The 21,705-nt window shown below is 41.2% G+C and carries 18 protein-coding genes; 1 reads left to right on the top strand and 17 read right to left on the bottom strand.

Features of this window, described 5'->3' with window-relative positions; genetic code table 11:
- Positions 1-13 precede the first annotated feature (13 nt).
- The 15 genes from rplV to ACDF53_RS05275 form a co-directional block, all read right to left on the bottom strand.
- A complete protein-coding gene (gene rplV, locus ACDF53_RS05345; protein ID WP_004695112.1) occupies positions 14-349 on the bottom strand; it encodes a 50S ribosomal protein L22 in 336 nt (111 codons plus the stop codon).
- A 13-nt stretch (positions 350-362) separates the two neighbouring features.
- Positions 363-644: a 30S ribosomal protein S19 gene (rpsS, locus tag ACDF53_RS05340; protein ID WP_005385498.1), complete on the bottom strand. Its 282-nt coding sequence runs from the start codon at positions 642-644 to the stop codon at positions 363-365.
- A 23-nt stretch (positions 645-667) separates the two neighbouring features.
- A complete protein-coding gene (rplB, locus tag ACDF53_RS05335; protein WP_005385496.1) occupies positions 668-1,498 on the bottom strand; it encodes a 50S ribosomal protein L2 in 831 nt (276 codons plus the stop codon).
- A 26-nt stretch (positions 1,499-1,524) separates the two neighbouring features.
- Complete coding sequence (gene rplW, locus ACDF53_RS05330) at positions 1,525-1,809, bottom strand: 50S ribosomal protein L23 (RefSeq protein WP_004695108.1); 285 nt, start codon at positions 1,807-1,809, stop codon at positions 1,525-1,527.
- Positions 1,809-2,432 carry a 50S ribosomal protein L4 gene (gene rplD, locus ACDF53_RS05325; protein WP_005377066.1) on the bottom strand — a complete coding sequence of 208 codons (624 nt, stop codon included), beginning with the start codon at positions 2,430-2,432 and terminating at the stop codon, positions 1,809-1,811. Before rplD ends, rplW begins: the two co-directional genes overlap by 1 nt.
- Before the next feature lie 26 nt (positions 2,433-2,458).
- Entirely contained in the window at positions 2,459-3,100 is a 642-nt protein-coding gene (gene rplC, locus ACDF53_RS05320; RefSeq protein ID WP_004695102.1) for a 50S ribosomal protein L3, read from the bottom strand.
- A 12-nt stretch (positions 3,101-3,112) separates the two neighbouring features.
- Positions 3,113-3,424, bottom strand: coding sequence for a 30S ribosomal protein S10 (gene rpsJ, locus ACDF53_RS05315; RefSeq protein WP_004695100.1), 312 nt, complete (start codon positions 3,422-3,424; stop codon positions 3,113-3,115).
- Between the two features lie 180 nt (positions 3,425-3,604).
- Positions 3,605-4,792 (bottom strand): elongation factor Tu, encoded by a 1,188-nt coding sequence (gene tuf, locus ACDF53_RS05310; RefSeq protein WP_039968974.1) that lies wholly within the window; start codon positions 4,790-4,792, stop codon positions 3,605-3,607.
- 50 nt (positions 4,793-4,842) lie between these two features.
- Complete coding sequence (gene fusA / locus ACDF53_RS05305; protein ID WP_370815675.1) at positions 4,843-6,918, bottom strand: elongation factor G; 2,076 nt, start codon at positions 6,916-6,918, stop codon at positions 4,843-4,845.
- Between the two features lie 15 nt (positions 6,919-6,933).
- Entirely contained in the window at positions 6,934-7,404 is a 471-nt protein-coding gene (gene rpsG / locus ACDF53_RS05300; RefSeq protein ID WP_004693556.1) for a 30S ribosomal protein S7, read from the bottom strand.
- A gap of 52 nt (positions 7,405-7,456) precedes the next feature.
- Positions 7,457-7,831, bottom strand: coding sequence for a 30S ribosomal protein S12 (gene rpsL, locus ACDF53_RS05295; RefSeq protein WP_004693554.1), 375 nt, complete (start codon positions 7,829-7,831; stop codon positions 7,457-7,459).
- A 76-nt stretch (positions 7,832-7,907) separates the two neighbouring features.
- Positions 7,908-8,153, bottom strand: coding sequence for a L7Ae/L30e/S12e/Gadd45 family protein (locus tag ACDF53_RS05290; RefSeq protein ID WP_024064891.1), 246 nt, complete (start codon positions 8,151-8,153; stop codon positions 7,908-7,910).
- 451 nt (positions 8,154-8,604) lie between these two features.
- On the bottom strand, positions 8,605-12,807 hold the full coding sequence (gene rpoC, locus ACDF53_RS05285) for a DNA-directed RNA polymerase subunit beta' (RefSeq protein WP_370815674.1): 4,203 nt from the start codon (positions 12,805-12,807) through the stop codon (positions 8,605-8,607).
- A gap of 29 nt (positions 12,808-12,836) precedes the next feature.
- A complete protein-coding gene (gene rpoB / locus ACDF53_RS05280) occupies positions 12,837-16,991 on the bottom strand; it encodes a DNA-directed RNA polymerase subunit beta (RefSeq protein ID WP_295784064.1) in 4,155 nt (1,384 codons plus the stop codon).
- 331 nt (positions 16,992-17,322) lie between these two features.
- Positions 17,323-18,738, bottom strand: coding sequence for an aspartate ammonia-lyase (locus ACDF53_RS05275; RefSeq protein ID WP_178885497.1), 1,416 nt, complete (start codon positions 18,736-18,738; stop codon positions 17,323-17,325).
- Positions 18,739-19,001: 263 nt separating this feature from the next.
- Between ACDF53_RS05275 and ACDF53_RS05270 the strand changes: the two genes are divergently transcribed.
- Positions 19,002-20,618 carry an ArnT family glycosyltransferase gene (locus ACDF53_RS05270; RefSeq protein ID WP_370815673.1) on the top strand — a complete coding sequence of 539 codons (1,617 nt, stop codon included), beginning with the start codon at positions 19,002-19,004 and terminating at the stop codon, positions 20,616-20,618.
- Between the two features lie 49 nt (positions 20,619-20,667).
- On the opposite strand, the gene rplL is transcribed toward ACDF53_RS05270, so the two are convergent.
- On the bottom strand, positions 20,668-21,036 hold the full coding sequence (gene rplL, locus ACDF53_RS05265; protein WP_009351212.1) for a 50S ribosomal protein L7/L12: 369 nt from the start codon (positions 21,034-21,036) through the stop codon (positions 20,668-20,670).
- Positions 21,037-21,106: 70 nt separating this feature from the next.
- Positions 21,107-21,604 carry a 50S ribosomal protein L10 gene (gene rplJ, locus ACDF53_RS05260; protein ID WP_009351171.1) on the bottom strand — a complete coding sequence of 166 codons (498 nt, stop codon included), beginning with the start codon at positions 21,602-21,604 and terminating at the stop codon, positions 21,107-21,109.
- Between the last annotated feature and the right edge of the window lie 101 nt (positions 21,605-21,705).

The following is a 21,705-nucleotide window of genomic DNA, read 5'->3' as shown; positions in this document are numbered from 1 at the left end:
GTTTCCCTCCTTCTTAAGCTCTTTCTTTAACTACTACTGTTACATGGCTAGTGCGTTTCAAAATTTTGAAAGCTTGACCACGGGAACGAGGATGAATGCGTTTTAATGTAGGGCCTTGATCAACGAAGATCTCGGATACGTAAAGATTGTCAACATTCATATCGAAATTATGTTCAGCGTTTGCGATTGCAGAACGCATAACTTTTTCTACTACATCAGCGCCAACTTTCGGAGTGAACTTCAAGATGGCAAATGCTTCGCCGATGTTTTTACCGCGCACTAAATCTGCAACGATACGGATTTTACGAGGCGCGATTCGGATATGTCTAGCGATTGCTTTTGCTTCCATGTATTATTTCCTCCTATTTTTTGCCTGTAGATTTTTCGTCCTTACCATGACCTTTATAAGTACGTGTAGGAGCGAACTCACCTAATTTATGACCTACCATATCTTCTGTAATGAATACAGGTACATGTTTGCGACCATCATGCACAGCAATTGTGTGGCCTACAAAACTTGGGATAATAGTAGAGGCACGGGACCAGGTTTTTACAACTTTCTTTTCGTTAGTTTCGTTTAAAGCTTCAACTTTCTTAAGCAAATGATCTGCTACGAAAGGGCCTTTTTTAATAGATCTGGACACTATTTTATCTCCTTTCCTTTATCCTATTTTGTACGACGTTTAATGATTAAGCTGTTAGAAGCTTTTTTCTTGTCGCGAGTTTTAACACCATGTGCTGGTTTGCCCCAAGGTGTAACAGGATGTTTACGACCAACAGGAGATTTACCTTCACCACCACCATGTGGATGGTCACAAGGGTTCATTACAACACCACGGTTGCCAGGGCGAACGCCCATCCAACGATGACGACCAGCTTTACCAATTACAAGGTTGCTGTGGTCAGCGTTACCAACAACACCTACTGTTGCACGGCACTCTTGACGAACACGACGCATTTCACCAGATGGTAAACGAAGAATAGCGTAGCCATTATCTTTACCCATCAATTGAGCAGATGTACCAGCGGAACGAACGATTTGGCCACCTTTACCGATTTTCAATTCGATATTGTGGATTTGTGTACCGTCTGGAATATTAGCCAATGGTAAGCAGTTACCAGGTTTAATATCGGACTCAGGACCGGAGAATACAACGTCACCAACTTTTAGACCGTTAGGAGCTAAAATGTAGCGTTTTTCACCATCAGCGTAGTTAAGCAAAGCGATACGAGAAGAACGGTTAGGATCATACTCGATTGTTGCTACTTTAGCTGGAATATTATCTTTAGTACGTTTGAAGTCAATAATACGATATTGACGTTTATGACCGCCACCTTGGTGACGAACTGTCATTTTACCAGTATTGTTACGACCACCTTTTTGGGAAATCTTAGCGAGCAAAGATTTTTCTGGTTTGCTTGCTGTGATTTCGTCGAAGGCGGATACTGTCATAAACCGGCGACCAGCGGAGTACGGTTTAAATGATTTAATTGCCATTAGTGGGCCTCCTTACAACTAGACTCTTAGACACCTTCAAAGAATTCAATGGATTCGCCAGCTTTCAAAGTAACGATAGCTTTTTTGTAATCGCTGCGTTTACCTTGTGTACGACCCATGCGTTTAGTTTTGCCTAAAACGCGAATAGTAGCTACTTTTTCTACTTTTACATTGAAGATTTTTTCAACTGCTTGACGGATTTGCACTTTATTTGCAGTCAAAGGCACACGGAAAGTGTATTTGCCTTCTTCCATAAGCATAGTGGATTTTTCGGTAATAACCGGGCGGATTAGTACATCATGTAATTGCATTATCCAAGTACCTCCTCGATTTTTGCGACAGCACCTTTAGTAATGAAGAGCTTATCGTAATGAAGAAGATCGAAAATGTTCATACCTTCGCAAGCCAATGCTTTAACACCTTGGATGTTGCGAGCGGAACGTTCAACATTTACATCACCTTCAGTGATGAACAATACTTTTGCATCACCAACGTTGAAGCTATTGATAATGTTCAACACTTCTTTAGTTTTAGGAGCTGCTAATGTGATTTCTTCCAAAACGTATAATTCGCTATTATTCACTTTATCGCTAAGAGCAGATTTAACTGCTAAACGTCTAGCCTTACGAGGCATAGCTTTGTAATAGCTGCGAGGTTGTGGACCAAATGTAGTACCGCCACCGATCCAAATTGGGGAACGGCTGGAACCGGAACGAGCACGGCCAGTACCTTTTTGTTTCCAAGGTTTGCGGCCACCGCCACGAACCATACCTCTAGTTTTTGTTGCATGTGTGCCGAGACGTTCGTTAGACAATTGACGAACTACGGCTTGATGCATTACGGCTTCGTTAACTTCAACGCCGAATACTGCATCGTTTAACTGTATTTCACCGACTTTAACGCCGGATTGATTATATGTTGCTACTGTAGGCATTACATAATCCTCCTTTCGACAAATGATTATTTAACAGGTTTAACCGTGTTGCGAACCATAACCAAGCTACCTTTAGCGCCTGGGATACCACCTTTAACCAATAAAAGGTTACGTTCAGCATCAACTTTCACAACGGATAAGCGTTGTACGGTAACTCTGTAACCACCCATTTGTCCAGGGAGTTTTTTACCTTTGTATACCTTACCGCCGCCACCGGAGATCATAGGACCGATGGAACCAGGTTCACGGTGAGATTTGGAACCATGAGTTTCAGGACCACGGGAGAAGTTATGGCGTTTAATTGTGCCAGCAAAACCCTTACCTTTACCTGTACCCACTACGTCCACCAATTCACCTTCTGCGAAGATATCAGCTGCCAGAGTTTGGCCTACTGTGTAGTCAGCTGCATTAGCTACGCGAACTTCGCGAAGATATTTAACTGGAGCTACGCCAGCTTTGTCGAACTGACCTTTTACAGGTTTTGTTAAATGTTTTTCTTTAATGGAACCGTAACCAATTTGTACTGCTTCGTAGCCGTCTGTTTCAACAGTCTTAACGCGCACTACAACGCTTGGGGTAGTTTCCACTACTGTTACAGGAACTAATTGGCCTTCAGCTGTGAAGACTTGAGTCATTCCTAATTTTTTACCCAAAATAGCTTTAGACATTATCGCACCTCCTTATAGTTTTATTTCAATAGATACACCAGCTGGTAAATCTAAACGAGTGATAGCATCTACTGTTTTCGAATTTGGTTCAAGAATATCGATTAAGCGTTTATGTGTACGCATTTCGAATTGTTCACGAGAATCTTTGTTTACGTGTACAGAACGAAGAATTGTGAAGATATTCTTTTCTGTTGGCAATGGAATCGGACCAGATACCATAGCGCCATTTCTTTTTGCAGTGTCTACGATCTTAGCAGCGCTTTGATCGAGAGCTTTGTGGTCGTATGCCTTAAGGCGAATACGGATTTTTTGCTGTTTAGCCATTATTAATAATTCCTCCTGTCGTCCATTTCGTGAATGGGCTGCTCCATAGAAATTCTCCTCCGCAGAGGCAACCTTCTACTTCATAGTTTAAAAACACAACACTAGAGCGGCATTACTGCCGCTCTGAATGCTGCATGTATTGTGCTCAACGCATCACTACGATGAGCATAAAAGGTTAAATTAACCTTCGATTTCAGTTACAACGCCAGCGCCTACTGTATGGCCACCTTCGCGGATCGCGAAACGAAGACCTTCTTCGATAGCGATTGGAGTGATCAATTCGATATCCATTGTTACGTTATCGCCAGGCATACACATTTCTACACCTTCAGGAAGGTTTACAACACCTGTTACGTCTGTTGTACGGAAGTAGAATTGTGGACGGTAGTTGGAGAAGAATGGAGTATGACGGCCACCTTCTTCTTTAGTCAATACGTATACTTCTGCTTTGAATTTTGTGTGTGGGTTGATGGAACCTGGTTTAGCCAATACTTGACCACGTTCGATGTCTTTACGGTCAACACCACGAAGCAATGCACCTACGTTGTCACCTGCTACTGCAGAGTCCAAAGTTTTGCGGAACATTTCAAGACCAGTTACTACGTATTGTTCAGCTTTTTCTTTCAAGCCTACTACTTCTACTGTGTCGCCTACATTTACTTGACCACGTTCAACACGGCCAGTTGCTACTGTACCACGACCAGTGATTGTGAATACGTCTTCCACAGGCATCAAGAAAGGTTTGTCAGTATCACGAACTGGAGTTGGGATGTAGGAATCTACAGCGTCCATCAATTCGTCGATTTTAGCTACATATTGAGCGTCGCCTTCCAAAGCTTTCAAAGCGGAACCTACAACGATAGGCACTTCGTCGCCAGGGAATTCGTAGGAAGAAAGAAGTTCACGAACTTCCATTTCTACTAATTCGATCAATTCTTCGTCGTCAACCATGTCAGCTTTGTTCAAGAATACTACGATTGCAGGAACACCAACTTGGCGAGCCAACAAGATGTGTTCGCGAGTTTGAGGCATAGGGCCGTCAGCTGCGGAACATACCAAGATAGCGCCGTCCATTTGAGCCGCACCAGTGATCATGTTTTTAACATAGTCAGCATGGCCTGGGCAGTCAACGTGTGCATAGTGACGGTTAGCAGTTTCATACTCAACGTGTGCAGTGTTGATTGTGATACCACGTTCACGTTCTTCTGGAGCTTTATCGATGTTGCTGTAATCTTGGAATTCAGCTTGACCTTTTTCAGCCAATACTTTAGTGATTGCAGCTGTCAAAGTAGTTTTACCATGGTCAACGTGACCGATTGTACCGATGTTAACATGCGGTTTCGTACGTTCAAATTTTTCTTTTGCCATTTTAAATTATCCTCCGAGGAAAATAGTAATTCTATTAATCTAATATAAGATTAACCGTTTTTCTTTGCTTGAATTTCTTCAGCAATTTTCTTAGGAACTTCTTCGTAATGATCGAATGTCATGGAGTAGTTACCGCGACCTTGAGTTTTGGAACGAAGGTCAGTTGCGTAACCGAACATTTCGCTCAATGGAACATATGCTTTGATATGTTGGTTACCATTACGAGCTTCCATGCCGTCCATGCGACCACGACGGGAGTTCAAGTCACCGATAACGTCGCCCATGTATTCTTCAGGAACGTCTACTTCTACGGACATGTATGGTTCAAGCAATGCAGGATCTGCTTTGCGAGCACCTTCTTTAAAGCCCATGGAACCAGCAATTTTGAAGGCCATTTCGTTGGAGTCAACGTCATGGTAGGAGCCGTCAAATACGATAACTTTGATGTCAACCATTGGATAACCAGCGATAACACCGGATTCCATAGCTTCTTTAACACCATTTTCTACAGGTCCGATGTATTCACGAGGAATTGCACCACCTACGACCTTATTTTCAAATTCGAAGCCAGCACCTGGTTCTTGTGGAATCAATTCCAACCAGCAGTGACCATATTGACCACGACCACCAGATTGACGAACGAATTTACCTTCAGCTTTAACAGCTTTACGGATAGTTTCGCGATATGCTACTTGAGGTTTACCTACGTTGCAGTCTACTTTGAACTCACGGTTCATACGGTCAACGATGATATCCAAGTGAAGTTCCCCCATACCGGAGATAATAGTTTGACCTGTTTCTTCATCAGTACGAACTTTGAAAGTAGGATCTTCTTCTGCCAAACGTGCAAGAGCTGTACCCATTTTTTCTTGGTCAGCTTTTGTTTTAGGTTCAACAGCAACGGAGATAACTGGTTCAGGGAATTCCATGGATTCAAGGATTACAGGAGCTTTTTCATCACACAATGTGTCGCCTGTAGTAGTATCCTTCAAACCAACCGCCGCAGCGATGTCACCAGAGTATACGCGTTCGATTTCTTTACGGGAGTTAGCGTGCATTTGAAGAATACGGCCGATACGTTCTTTTTTACCTTTAGTGGAGTTGAAAACGTAAGAACCGGATTCCAATGTACCGGAGTACACACGGAAGAACGCTAATTTACCAACATAAGGGTCAGCCATGATTTTGAATGCCAATGCGGAGAATGGCTCTTCATCGGAAGAAGGACGAGTAGTTTCTTCTTCAGTACCAGGAACTACACCTTTAATAGCTGGAATGTCGATTGGAGCTGGCATGTAATCAATTACAGCGTCCAATAACATTTGTACACCTTTGTTTTTGTAGGAAGAACCACAAAGTACAGGGAACAATTGGTTAGCAATAACAGCTTTACGCAATGCTGCTTTCAATTCTTCTACTGTAAGTTCTTCGCCTTCCAAGTATTTCATCATGATATCGTCGTCTGTTTCAGCGATAGCATCGATCATCATTTCGCGACGAGCTTCTGCTACTTCTTGATATTCAGCAGGGATATCAGTGATTTCATATTCTTTACCATCGTCGGATTTGTAAATTTCCGCTTTCATAGTCATCAAGTCGATGATGCCTTCGAAAGTATCTTCAGCGCCGATTGGCACTTGGATAGCTACGGAATTTGCACCCAAACGAGTTTTCATCATGTCAACTACGTTGAAGAAGTCAGCACCTACAGTATCCATCTTATTTACATAAGCGATACGAGGTACGCCGTAGTTAGAAGCTTGACGCCATACTGTTTCGGATTGTGGTTCAACGCCGCCTTTAGCACTGAATACCGCAACAGAACCGTCAAGTACACGTAGAGAACGTTCTACTTCTACAGTAAAGTCAACGTGACCAGGAGTATCGATGATGTTGATACGATGTTCTTTCCATTGACAAGTTGTCGCAGCAGAAGTGATTGTGATACCACGTTCTTGTTCTTGCTCCATCCAGTCCATCGTAGCAGCGCCTTCATGTACTTCGCCGATCTTATGAACGATACCTGTATAGTAGAGGATACGTTCTGTAGTTGTTGTCTTACCAGCATCGATGTGGGCCATGATACCGATATTACGAGTTTTTGCTAAGGAAAACTCTCTTGCCACAGTTGTCACCTCTTATTACCAACGATAATGAGCAAATGCTTTATTAGCTTCTGCCATTTTATGAGTATCTTCTTTTTTCTTGATTGCAGCGCCTGCATTGTTGAAAGCGTCCATCAATTCGCCTGCTAAGCGTTCTTTCATAGTGCGTTCACCACGAAGACGAGCGTAGTTAACAACCCAGCGAATACCGAGTGTTTGACGGCGATCAGCACGAACTTCAACTGGCACTTGATAGTTAGCACCACCGATACGGCGAGCACGTACTTCAAGTACAGGCATAACATTTTTCAATGCTTGATCAAAAACTTCCATTGGGTCTTGACCCATTTTGGAACGAATAATTTCGAATGCATCATATACGATAGTTTCAGCAATGCCTTTTTTGCCATCGTACATAACTTTGTTAATGAAACGTGTTACTAATTTGCTGTTGTACACCGGATCTGGAAGTACATCACGTTTCGGAACAGGGCCTTTTCTTGGCATGTTCAATTCCTCCTTTATAATGATGTGTGTTAATTTCGTTTAATGGCTAAAATTATTTTTTAGCTTTTTTCGCGCCGTATTTGGAACGACTTTGCATACGGTTTTGTACGCCAGCTGTATCCAATGCACCACGAACGATGTGATAACGCACACCTGGAAGGTCTTTTACACGACCGCCTCTGATAAGTACAACACTGTGTTCTTGTAAATTGTGACCAATGCCTGGGATGTAAGCAGTTACTTCAATAGCGTTTGTCAAACGTACACGGGCAACTTTACGAAGCGCGGAGTTTGGTTTCTTTGGAGTAGCTGTGTACACACGAGTACATACACCACGTTTTTGTGGAGATTCTTGAAGCGCTGGAGCTGTAGATTTTTTAGTCAAGCTCATGCGACCTTTGCGTACTAGCTGATTAATTGTTGGCATTTGGGCACCTCCTTTCCAAATTTGAGATTTATAATTGATCCGTCATAACAAAGTGTTACATCGGATATTACCAAGATTAACGTAGGATACCTACCGCTGTGGCCCGCACCTTAATGCGACACGCACGACCGAGGTCATCCATAGTGTGCTTATCATTCACAGGTATTCCCTGTTCAGAACAAGCTGTTCGTATAGGTTCAACTACACGTTCATCACTATCGCGTCCTACGAACACATACTTCACAGTTCCTCGTGCAATGTTTTTCAACGTTTGCTTGGCACCGATTGTTTTGTTCATCGACTTCAGATGGGCAATGTCCATAGTAAATTCTCCTTACGAAATTATGCTACTTAGGCATACTTGCCCCTGAGCACTCTGTAAGTATATCAATTACACAAGCTCATGTCAAACGTTTTTCGACGGTCTACACCGCTATACAACTGCATTTTATGTGTACACGTTTCCGTGCGTTTCATTATATCGAACTATATAAACTCATTTGTTATTTTTATACAAATTTATGTGTTTTGCACTCATTTTTATGCATAAATTTTATAATATTTTCATTCATCTCATTTTATGTATGCAAAATAGATATAATTAAATTATAATTAGCCATTTATTTGATCTATTTTATTTCATATATTCAAAATGACTATTTAATTAGATTTATTATTCTATTTATTCCATATGCTTCTTACAGCCTGATGAACATATTTAGTATAAAAAAGAGCGCGCCTTAAGGCACGCTCTTTTATAGTATCCCTATAGATTATTCTTCTACAGCAGATTCTTCTGTAATATCGATAATTTCAGGTGTGTTTTTAACAACCTCAATCTTACGGTAACGGCTCATACCAGTACCAGCAGGGATCAATTTACCGATAATTACGTTTTCTTTTAAGCCCAATAATGGATCGATTTTACCTTTAATAGCGGCATCTGTAAGAACACGTGTTGTTTCTTGGAAGGACGCAGCAGACAAGAAGGAATCCGTTGCCAAAGCAGCTTTAGTAATACCCAATAATGTACGTTTGCCAGTAGCATTTTCACGGCCATTAAGAGTAAGACGACGGTTTTCTTCGTCAAAGGTATTAACGTCGACCATATCCCCTGGAAGCATATCAGCATCGCCAGCTGTTTCAACTTTTACTTTATGAAGCATTTGACGAACGATAACTTCGATATGTTTATCGTTAATTTCTACACCTTGAGATTTATATACTTTTTGTACTTCGTATACGAGGTAACGTTGAGTTGCTTCAGTACCCATTACGCGCATAATGTCATGAGGGTTGATAGAACCTTCTGTCAAACGAGCGCCCAAGGATACAACATCACCGTCTTTAACGATAATGCGGGAACCATAAGGGATGAGGTAATCGAGTTCAATACCGTCCTCACCAGTGATGAAGATAGTATTAGTACCTTTTTTACCTTCGTTAGGTACAACGCGAACTGTACCTTCGTTTTCTGCGATGATAGCATTACGTTTTGGTTTACGCGCTTCGAACAATTCTTCGACACGTGGCAAACCTTGTGTAATATCGTCACCTGCGACACCACCTGTATGGAATGTACGCATTGTCAACTGAGTACCAGGTTCACCGATGGATTGCGCTGCAATAATACCTACAGCTTCACCAACTTGAACTTGACCACCTGTACCAAGGTCGCGACCATAGCACTTGCGACATACGCCATAAGGGCTGCGGCAAGTCAATACGGAACGGATTTTAACTGTTTCGTAGTGTTTTACAACTTCATCAGCCAATGGTTCTGTGATTTCACCGTTAAGAGGAACGATAACTTCGCCAGTTTCTTTATTAACTAATTCTTCAGCTGCAATACGGCCTACGATACGATCTTTTAATGGTTCAATAACACCAGTACCTTCAACGATTGCTTCCACTTCAATACCGTGGATTTCGTTGTTGCGTACTTGTACTTCTTTTACATCGGAGTTAAGGATAGCTTCGATGCCTTCTTCAGTGAGGCGTGTATTAGCAGGGAAGATTTCTACACCTTCACTGTCAACAATTGCTTGTACAGTATCCTTGTTCAACATATTTTGAACCATAGTTTCTTTTAATGTTGCACGGATGCTGTCATCGCTTTCACCAAGAATAATTTTTTGAACCAAGTTAGTATGGTTGATATCACTATCAGAGCCTAGGTGAGCACCGCGCAATGCGACAGATGTAACACCGGATTCTGCAATATCAGCTAAGCATTGTTCGTCCAAGATAGTTTCAGCAGGTACAACAAGTTCCCCTGTTTCTACATTCACTACATCTTTATCTAGAACACGACCAATAAGCTTGTCTTTCAACAATTCCAATGCTTGACGTGGAGATGTAGCCAAACGAGCGCGTTCACGAACGAGATCGATACCTACAACGTCACAATCGTCCTCACGAACGATAACGTCTTGAGATACGTCAACAAGACGACGAGTCAAGTAACCGGAGTCAGCTGTACGAAGCGCTGTATCTGCCAAACCTTTACGAGCACCATGAGAGGATGTAAAGTAATCCAATACAGTCAAGCCTTCTTTAAAGTTTGCTTTGATTGGCAAGTCGATGATACGACCAGATGGATCGGCCATCAAACCACGCATACCAGCAAGCTGACGGATCTGTTGTTTGTTACCACGGGCACCAGAGATAGCCATCATGTAAACAGGGTTGAAGCCATCTTTGTCGCGCGCCATATTATCCATCATGGCATCAGTAACATCTTCTGTTGCTTGAGTCCACAATTGGATAGTTTTACGGTAACGTTCTTCTTCTGTAATAAGACCACGGCGATACAAGCGAGATACTTTTTCTACTTCTTGCTCTGCTGTGTCTAATAAACCAGTTTTTACTTCTGGTACTTTAATATCTGCAATAGCTACAGTCATACCTGCGCGACGAGCGAAGGAGTAACCCAAGGATTTGATACGGTCCAAGAGTTCTGCAGTTTTTTCATTGCCAAACAATTGGAAGCATTGGTCAACCAATTTACCAACTGTTTTCTTATCCATAACCTTACCTAAAGAGTAAGTGCCATCTTCACGTTTTTCGTATTGCCATAATTCTGGGAATAATGCATTGTTGAAGATTAAGCGACCAGCTGTAGTTTCTACACGGCCATGGTCAGGTAAACGGATATAAAGGATATCTTGCAAGCCAATGATATGAGACTCGTATGCAAGCATTACTTCGTCATAAGTAGCAAATGTTTTTGCTTTATCACGAGTATCTTCGCGTACAACTGTTAAGTAGTATGTACCCAAGATCATATCTTGAGAAGGTACTGCTACTGGTTTACCGTCTTTCGTAGACAAGATGTTATGGCTAGAAAGCATCAATGTACGAGCTTCTGCTTGTGCTTCTACGGACAATGGTAAGTGACACGCCATTTGGTCACCGTCAAAGTCGGCGTTGAAGGCTGTACATACTAATGGATGCAATTTGATAGCACGGCCTTCCCAAAGGATTGGTTCGAATGCTTGAATACCAAGTCTATGCAATGTAGGGGCACGGTTCAAGAGAACTGGATGTTCTTTGATTACCTCTTCCAAGGATTCCCATACACCAGGACCAATTCTTTCAACTTGGCGTTTAGCAGCCTTGATGTTGGATGCTTGACCGCGTTCTACCAAACGTTTCATAACGAAAGGTTTGAACAATTCCAATGCCATTTCTTTAGGCAAACCACATTGGTGCATTTTAAGTTCAGGACCTACTACGATAACGGAACGACCAGAGTAGTCAACACGTTTACCAAGCAAGTTTTGACGGAAACGACCTTGTTTACCTTTAAGCATATCGGACAAGGATTTCAATGGACGGTTACCAGGACCTGTTACAGGACGACCACGGCGGCCATTATCGATCAATGCGTCAACAGCTTCTTGAAGCATACGTTTTTCGTTGCGCACGATGATATCAGGAGCACCTAAGTCTAACAAACGTTTCAAACGGTTGTTACGGTTGATAACACGACGGTACAAATCATTGAGGTCAGATGTAGCGAAACGACCACCATCTAATTGAACCATAGGGCGCAATTCAGGTGGGATAACTGGAACGATGTCCATAATCATCCATTCTGGTCGGTTACCAGATTGACGGAATGCTTCTACTACTTCTAAACGACGAACTGCACGGATTTTACGTTGACCACTAGCAGTGTTCAATTCTTCGCGCAATTCAGCATTCAATGCTTCAAGATCAAGTTCTGCTAAGAGAGCTTTTACAGCCTCAGCACCCATGTCGATACATGCGAAGAGAACCTCTTCAGCAGCGCCCAATTCATAACGCTCTTCACGAGTTAATTCTTCGTATTCTTTATCTGCTTCTGGGATTGTTGCATCATCGCGAAGAGCCGCATTATAGCGCTCTTTGCGTTGTGCTTCGCGAACAATAGCCAAACGTTCGTTACGTTGAGCTACTGTTTCGATTACGACGGATTTACCACCGATAGTATAACCGTCTTCGTTAAATTGAGCTTCATATTCGCGGTACTCTTGCTCGGACAACAATTGGCGTTTTGCCAATGGAGTACCAGCTGGATCTACTACGATGTAGGAAGCAAAGTATAATACGCGTTCCAAGGAACGTGGAGATACATCAAGGATTAGGCCCATGCGGGATGGGATACCTTTAAAGTACCAAATGTGAGATACAGGAGTAGCCAATTGGATATGGCCCATACGTTCACGACGTACTTTTGCACGTGTAACCTCTACACCACATTTATCGCAGACTACGCCTTTATGGCGAATGCGTTTATATTTGCCGCAGTGACATTCCCAGTCCTTTGTTGGTCCAAAAATGCGTTCGCAGAATAGACCATCACGTTCTGGCTTCAACGTACGGTAGTTAATAGTTTCAGGTTTCTTAACTTCCCCATGAGACCAAGCTAAGATCTGCTCTGGAGAGGCTAAACCGATTCGCATGGAATCGAATTCATTTACGTCTAGCACTACTATCGCTCCCTTCCTTATAGATAGTTTTAGTCTTCATCGTTAGAGGAATCGCCCATTGGGAACGCCAATTGGCTAAGGATATCGTCTTCACCGCCGTTATCAGCAGGTGCTTCTTCCTCTACTTCTGGCTCTACTACAGTTACTTCATCAGTTTCTACTGCACTGCCTTCCATAACTTCTTCAATGCCAGTTTCTACCACTTCATCTTCGTCATCAAGTTCTTTCATAACAACTTCTTCTTGATCTTCATTCAAGATTTTTACATCAAGACCAATACTTTGAAGTTCTTTGAGCAATACCTTGAAGGACTCAGGTACACCTGGTTCAGGGATGTTTTCGCCTTTAACGATTTTTTCGTATGCTTTCACACGACCAACAACGTCGTCAGACTTAACAGTTAATAGCTCTTGAAGTGTATAAGCTGCGCCATATGCTTCGAGAGCCCAAACTTCCATTTCCCCGAAACGTTGACCACCGAATTGAGCTTTACCGCCCAATGGTTGTTGTGTAACAAGGGAGTACGGACCTGTGGAACGAGCATGGATTTTATCATCAACCAAGTGATGGAGTTTAAGCATGTATACGTAACCAACAGTTACACGGTTATCCATAGGTTCACCAGTACGACCATCGTACAATACTGTTTTACCATCATCGGAACGACCAGCAATGCCTAATGTTTCAAATACGTCTTTTTCATGCGCACCATCAAATACAGGTGTAGCAATGTGAATACCAGCTACATCTGGTTTTGGCATGCCATATGTTTCATAATCGTAACCAAGGCCTTCGAGTTCATGACGAATTTCAACGCGTTTAGCACGAGCAGATTCAATATGGTTCAATGTAGTTTTAACTTTATTAATAGCTTCTAATTCTTCTACAAGAGCTGGATCCATTTCTGGAGCGTCTTCTTCAGAATCGAAGAATTCTACATGAAGTGCATTGTATTTAGCTTCAATAGCTTTAAGTTCTTGATAACGAGCTTCGCCGCCAAGAGCTTCAAGTTTCTTTTGCGCTGCAGATTCTACATGACCAAGAATTTGAGATTTCAAGTCGATGATTTTTTCATCGATATCGAAATGAGGAACAGTCACATCTTCTTTAGCTTTTGCTTCTAATTCTTCAATTTCAGCATATAAGCCGCGAATAGCGTCAATTTGTTCCCAGTAAGATGCATCAGTGCGAGCTTCTTTCAACACGTTTTGGATGTGAAGGTCTGTAGCTTTGATTTTCATACCTAAGCCTTGAACAGCCCAACCCAAGTGAGTTTCAAGAACCTGACCGATGTTCATACGAGAAGGTACGCCCAATGGGTTCAATACGATTTGTACTGGAGTACCATCTGGAAGGAATGGCATATCTTCTTTTCTCATAACACGAGAAACGACACCTTTGTTACCATGACGGCCCGCCATTTTATCGCCTTCGTGAATCTTACGTTTTTGAGCGATGTATACGCGAACAAGTTTATTTACACCTGGTTGTAATTCGTCACCGTTTTCACGAGTGAAGACTTTAACGTCTACAACTTTACCAGATTCGCCATGAGGTACGCGCAAGGATGTGTCGCGCACTTCGCGTTCTTTGTCGCCAAAGATAGCGCGCAATAAGCGTTCTTCAGGTGTTAATTCAGTTTCACCTTTTGGTGTAGCTTTACCTACGAGAATGTCGCCAGGGTGTACTTCTGCACCAATGCAGATGATACCATCTTCATCAAGGTTTTTAAGTGTGTCATCACCAGTATTAGGTAATTCACGAGTAATTTCTTCGGCACCTAATTTAGTGTCACGCGCATCGCATTCGTACTCTTCAATATGAATGGATGTATAGATATCTTCTTTGCAAAGTTCTTCACTAAGCAAGATCGCATCTTCGTAGTTATAACCTTCCCAAGGCATGAACGCTACAAGAACGTTATAACCTAACGCCAATTCACCGCCATCAGTAGCAGGACCGTCAGCCAATACTTGGCCTTTTACAACATGGTCGCCACGATTAACGATTGGTTTTTGGTTAAAGCATGTGGATTGGTTAGAACGAAGGAATTTATTCAAACGGTATGTATCAACACGACCATCGCTATCGCGAAGAACGTGGATTTCATTACCCCAGCAACGTACAACTTTACCAGCTTCACGAGCAAGTACGCAAACGCCGGAGTCAGTAGCTGCTGTATATTCCATACCTGTACCAACAAGTGGAGCTTGAGCGCGCAAGAGTGGTACCGCTTGACGTTGCATGTTCGCACCCATCAAGGCACGGTTAGCATCATCATTTTCAAGGAATGGAATCATAGCTGTACCGATGGATACAACTTCTTTTGGACTAACGTCCATGTAGTCTACCTTATCAGGTGTAACTTCCAATACATCATGACCACGACGACAAGCAACGTGTTCATTAGTAAAGTAACCTTCACCATCGATTGGGGAGTTCGCTTGGGCAATTGTCATGCCTTCTTCTTCATCAGCTGTCATATATACAACGGAATCAGTGACACGAACTTTTACAACTTTGTCTGCATCGGCACCTGTACCATAGATTTTTTCTACTTTACGGTATGGAGCCTCAATGAAACCAAATTCATTTACTTTCGCGTAGTTAGACAAGGAGTTGATCAAACCGATGTTTGGACCTTCTGGAGTTTCGATTGGACACATACGGCCATAGTGAGAGTGATGCACGTCACGAACTTCGAAGCCTGCACGCTCACGAGATAAACCGCCAGGGCCAAGGGCAGATAGACGACGTTTATGAGTCAATTCTGCTAATGGGTTTGTTTGGTCCATGAACTGAGACAATTGAGAAGAACCAAAGAATTCTTTGATTGCTGCCACTACAGGGCGAATGTTAATCAACGCTTGAGGCGTGATAGATTCGATTTCTTGAATTGTCATACGTTCACGAACAACACGTTCCATACGAGTTAAACCAATACGGAATTGGTTTTGCAACAATTCACCTACACAACGAAGACGACGGTTACCCAAGTGGTCGATATCATCTGTATGACCTGCGCCATCCATAAGGTTGAGCAAGTAAGAGATGTTAGCGATCATATCTTCTCTTGTGACTGTACGGTGATCGTATGGCAAGTTGCAGTTGTTACAGATAACTTTAGATTCTACACCATCGTTATTTACGATGTAGAACTCAGCGAAACCTTCACCATCGAATACATGGCTATTAGCAACGATATCAAGTTGTTCTTCCCCAACTTGTACACCTGCATCAAGAATGATTTCGCCAGTTTCTGGATCTACGATTGGTTGAGCCAATGTTTGACCCAACATACGTTGACGCCAGCCAAGTTTTTTGTTCAATTTGTAACGACCAACGCGCGCTAAGTCATAACGGCGTGCATCGAAGAACAAGTTATCGAACAAGTTACGAGCAGACTCTACTGTAGGAGGTTCGCCTGGACGTAATTTTTTATAGATTTCAACCAATGCTTCATCAGCAGATTGAGTTGTATCTTTTTCTAATGTACGAACGATGCGTTCATCATATACTGGCAAACCATCTTCATCAGTTTTACCATTCCAGAAGAGGTCGAGGATGCTTTCATTAGTATCCCAACCTAATGCACGTACCAATACAGTAGCTGGTAATTTACGGTTACGGTCAATACGAACAGCCACAACTTCGCTTGCATCAGTTTCAAGCTCGATCCATGCGCCACGGTTAGGAATAACTGTGGAATCGTACAAACGGTTACCCATTGTATCGATTTCTTTATTGTAGTAAACGCCTGGAGAACGTACCAATTGGGATACGATTACACGTTCTGCACCATTGATGATGAAAGTACCTGTGTCAGTCATCAATGGGAAATCGCCCATGAATACTTCTTGTTCTTTAATGTCCATATTTTCTGGATCATTATTTACTAAGCGAATATTTACACGAAGTGGTGCTGCGTAAGTAGCATCACGGTTTTTACATTCATTAATATCATACTTAGGTTCACCTAAGCTGAAACCTTCGAAAGAAAGTACTAGATTACCTGAATTGTCTTTAATCGGAGAAATATCGTTGAAAATATTTTGTAAACCACTCTCCAAGAACCACTCATACGATTTACGCTGAATGTCCAATAAATGCGGCATCTTGATAACTTCGTTAATTTTTGCGTACGTATAACGAGTTCGTTTGCCTACCTGTTCAGGTTTGAACATATTTGCTTTCACCCCTATCAAAACACACTGGTCTACCATTTTCTATAACGGCACGGAAAAGACATCTTACAGGTCTCAGTTTTCCTGCTCGGATAACGTCAAATAAAGCAAGGCCCATTTCATTTTCAAAAATAACCTTGCTTTCCATTAACCAAGCACAACCTTGGAAGAAAACCTAATCACTATTCAAGTTATAGTTTTTATATCCAAAAGCAGGAAACGCTACTTTTGCAATATATAATTCTATCAGTATTAAAAAAGACTGTCAACCAAAAGGGTTGACAGTCTTTCATTTTCATGCTTTATTCATGTATCAAAACAACTTACTATGTTAGTTGCCTTTTTGTTTTAAAAGATTAGCACCAGCAATACCAGGGCGAGTCATTTCTTTAGGAGAAAGGATATGATTGATTTCATCTTCAGTCAACAAACCTTTTTCCAAGATGATATCACGGATAGCACGACCAGTAGTATAGGCTTCTTTTGCAAGAGAAGATGCTGTTTCATACCCAAGGTGTGGCAACAATGCTGTTACGATACCAACGGAACGATTCAACCAGTATTCGCATTGTTCACGATCTACTTCAAGATCTACGAGTAATTTATCAACGAATGTATTTACACCGTTTTTGAGGTAGCAAAGATTATTGAACAAATTGTAAGCCAATACAGGTTCCATTACGTTCAATTCGAATTGACCATTTTCTACAGCCAATGTAATTGTTAAGTCATTACCGATAACTTGATAACATACTTGGTTCAACACTTCGGCGATAACAGGGTTAACCTTGCCTGGCATGATGGAGGAACCAGGTTGACGAGCAGGTAATTTTAATTCCCCAATACCACAGCGAGGACCAGAAGCCATCAAGCGGAAGTCGTTTGCCATTTTAATCAATACAAGAGCAGTAACTTTCAAACCACTGGAGATATCAGCAAAGATATCTGTATTGTTGGTAGCATCAATTAAGTTTTCAGCTGTGTAGAATGGTTCGCCTACTACTTCACTAAGTTCGTATGCTACATCATGAATATAATTAGGTTCCGCGTTAAGGCCTGTACCAACTGCAGTAGCACCCATGTTAATTACATGTGCACCTTCAACGGCAGATTTAATACGTTTAATACCGCGGCGAACACCAGATGCATAGGCACCCATTTCTTGGCCTAATGTAATTGGCACCGCATCTTGTAAATGAGTACGACCCATTTTCAAAATTTCGCTATATTCATCAGCCTTTTTCTCAAGTTCATCAACAAGGCGTTGTAAGGCTTCAAGTAAAGGTTTAGATTTCAAAATCGCACATACCTTGATTGCTGTTGGGAAAGCATCATTTGTGGATTGTGCCATATTACAATGGTTGTTAGGGCTTACAATATCATAGCTTCCTTTTGGATGACCCAAAATTTCACAAGCACGGTTAGCCAATACTTCGTTCATATTCATATTTACAGAAGTACCTGCGCCACCTTGAATTGGATCAACAGGGAATTGGTCCGCAAATTGACCTTCAATTACTTCGTCTGCAGCTTGTACAATAGCTTTACCAATAGATACATTTAAGCGACCAGTTTTCATATTCGCTAAAGCAGATGCTTTTTTAACCATTGCCAATGCTTTGATAAAGTCTTGGTCCAAGTGTTTACCTGTAATATGGAAGTTTTCTAATGCACGAATTGTTTGTACACCGTAATATAATTCATCAGCTACTTCTAATTCACCTAAGAAATCATGTTCTTTTCTCATAATAAATCCTCTTTCTACTATTTTTATACAAAATAGTATTTCAATGGAACGGTTTTATCTTACGCGCTCATTATAGCATGTATTTTGTATACATAAAAGTCATTTCATGTATTCTGTACAAACAATATTCTATACAATATATTATTTCATAAATAATTTTTTTTGTAACTATTTCCATATTGATAAAACCTTTATCTTTCATTGGTTTAATTATTACACGCCCTATAGTACAATAATATAAACTACGTAAGTAAGGAGTCACTATGATTAACAATCACATGCTGCGCATAGGTGCGCTATTTTTATTAACCGTACTGAGTTACGGTTTCTATAATGCTTATCTTCCCATAACCGATCCGGTTGAATCCAACTATGTATTATCTGCTATTACAATGCTAAAGCATAACTCATGGATATCGCCCATGATATATGACCAAGTCTGGTATGATAAACCGCCCCTCACCTATTGGGCGCTCATGATAAGCTATAAACTATTCGGCATATCTGACTTTACATCGCGTATACCGAATACACTCATTGCCGGTGGTAGTGTAGCGCTTATGTACCATCTTGTGTATCGCATCAAAGAGTCCACGCATATAGCAGTAACAAGTGCCATACTTTTATTTAGTGCCTTACAGTTCTGGTACATTTCCCACGCAGTCATAACAGACGGCTTCCTCTTCTTCTTTTCACTAGCCATATTCGGCTATGCTTATCTAGCTTTCACCAAGAACGATAAACATTCCATGGTAAAAGCCTATGGGGCAGCAGCCTTAGCTGTTGTAACTAAGGGTCCAGTTGGTATTGTTCTGCCTGGATTAATACTATTACTATTCATTGCTGCACGATGGTTCACTCAAAAAGATAAGGATGATTACTCACTCGCTAAGGATATTACATTACTTTTTAATCCTTTGGGAATTCTCTTATTTATAGTTATTGCCAGTCCCTGGTACATCGCTATGTACTCGATTCACGGTCAGGAATTCATATCTGGTTTCCTAGGACTTCACAACATGGAGCGAGCACTTGTATCTGAGCATCCAAAATTCAATGTTTGGTATTATTACCTAATCATTGTTCCTCTTGCACTGTTACCTTGGACACCAGCAGTAATTTACAGACTCAAAAGTATTAAATGGAAAGAAAATTTTTATCTTCTTGGTGCTATCTGGTTTATAGTGATTGTATTATTTTATTCTCTAGTAGCGACCAAATATATAACCTATACTTTACCAGCAATAATCCCTTGTATTATCTGGGGAGCTGAGGCTATTACAAATAGCTTTTACAATAAGAGTACTAGTTTTAAATATATTGTTACCATTCCATTAGCAATATATGTCCTCTTATTCCTAGTAGCCAGCATAGTAACACCTGAATTAAATCCAATACCACTAATCATTGCATTAACCACAACAGTATTCTTTATACTATTAGTAAAACAGTATAGAAACAAGAATTTACCACTATCTATATGTTTAGCTACACCATTAACCATTTTGTATACGGCAATCACTATAACGGTAACCCCTATTTTATTTGATCAATCCGGGATTCAATTCAAACCATATATTGAATCAAATATGCAACCTACCTATATATACAGTACATACTATACATCAATTTTGTATTATACCGGAGATACACCAACACAAGTATTTGTACATACTACAGATAACCCTCTATGGACAGCAGGCAAAACATTAATGCCAACCATAACAGTAGAGGAGTTTGAAAAAAGAGTATCCATAGAAAAAGGTGCTATCATTATTGTGCCAAATAAATATATCAAAGAATTTACTAGTTCCCCGATCAATATAATAGCAACAGAAGTTGGTAAAAGCGGAGCAGCTAGAATTTATCAAATTCAGTAACTAAACAAAAAAGGCGTACCCAAAGGTACGCCTTTTATTATGGCTAGAATTATTTCAATTCTACAGTTGCGCCAGCTTCTTCCAATTGAGCTTTCAAAGCTTCAGCTGCTTCAGTAGCTACGCCTTCTTTTACAGGTGCAGGAGCGCCGTCAACGATAGCTTTAGCTTCTTTCAAGCCAAGACCAGTTGCTTCACGAACAACTTTGATTACGTTGATTTTGGATGCGCCAGCATCTTTCAAGATTACGTCGAAGGAATCTTTAGCTGCGCCAGCACCAGCGTCGCCAGCTGCTGCTACAGCTACAGGAGCTGCTGCAGTTACGCCAAATTCTTCTTCAATTGCTTTTACAAGATCATTAAGTTCAAGAATAGTTGCTTCTTTTAATTCAGCAACGATGTTTTCAATGTTCAATGCCATTTTAAGTATCCTCCATAAATTAGTTTATAGTGCCAGCCTCATGCGGCCGACGAATAATTCTTTGTAATTATTATTCTGCAGGTTTTGCTTCTGCAACAGCTTTGACAGCGTATGCAACGTTGCGAACAGGAGCTTGCAATACGGAAAGCAACATGGAAAGCATACCTTCGCGGTTTGGAAGATTTGCAATTGCTTTGATGCCAGCAGCGTCCATAACTTCGCCTTCAACGATACCAGCTTTAACTGTAACAACTTCTTTATCAGTTGTTTTGATGAATTGTTCGATTACACGAGCAGGTGCAACAGCATCCTCTTTAGAAGTAGCCAATGCAGTTGGACCTTCTAAGTGCTCAGAGAAACCTTCAAGATTCAATTCGTTTGCAGCGATACGAGTCAAAGTATTTTTGATTACTTTGTATTCAACACCTTCAGCCAACATTTTGCGACGAAGTTCAGTTGCTTGAGCAACTGTCAAACCAGAGTAACCAATCAATACAGCACCTTTTGCTTCAGAAAGAGTTTCTTTCATTTGAGCAACAATTGCTTTTTTTGATTCAGTGACAGCCATTAGATTACCTCCTTATAGATTTTTTGGTGCTCTATGTACTATCTTAGCGTAAAAAACGACCCCATCGCACGCGATGAGGTCGAACTAGTACTAGGTTGTTC

The organism is Veillonella sp. (assembly GCF_041333735.1).
In the GTDB taxonomy this organism is placed as follows: domain Bacteria; phylum Bacillota; class Negativicutes; order Veillonellales; family Veillonellaceae; genus Veillonella.
This window is presented reverse-complemented; position numbering and strand designations above follow the sequence as displayed.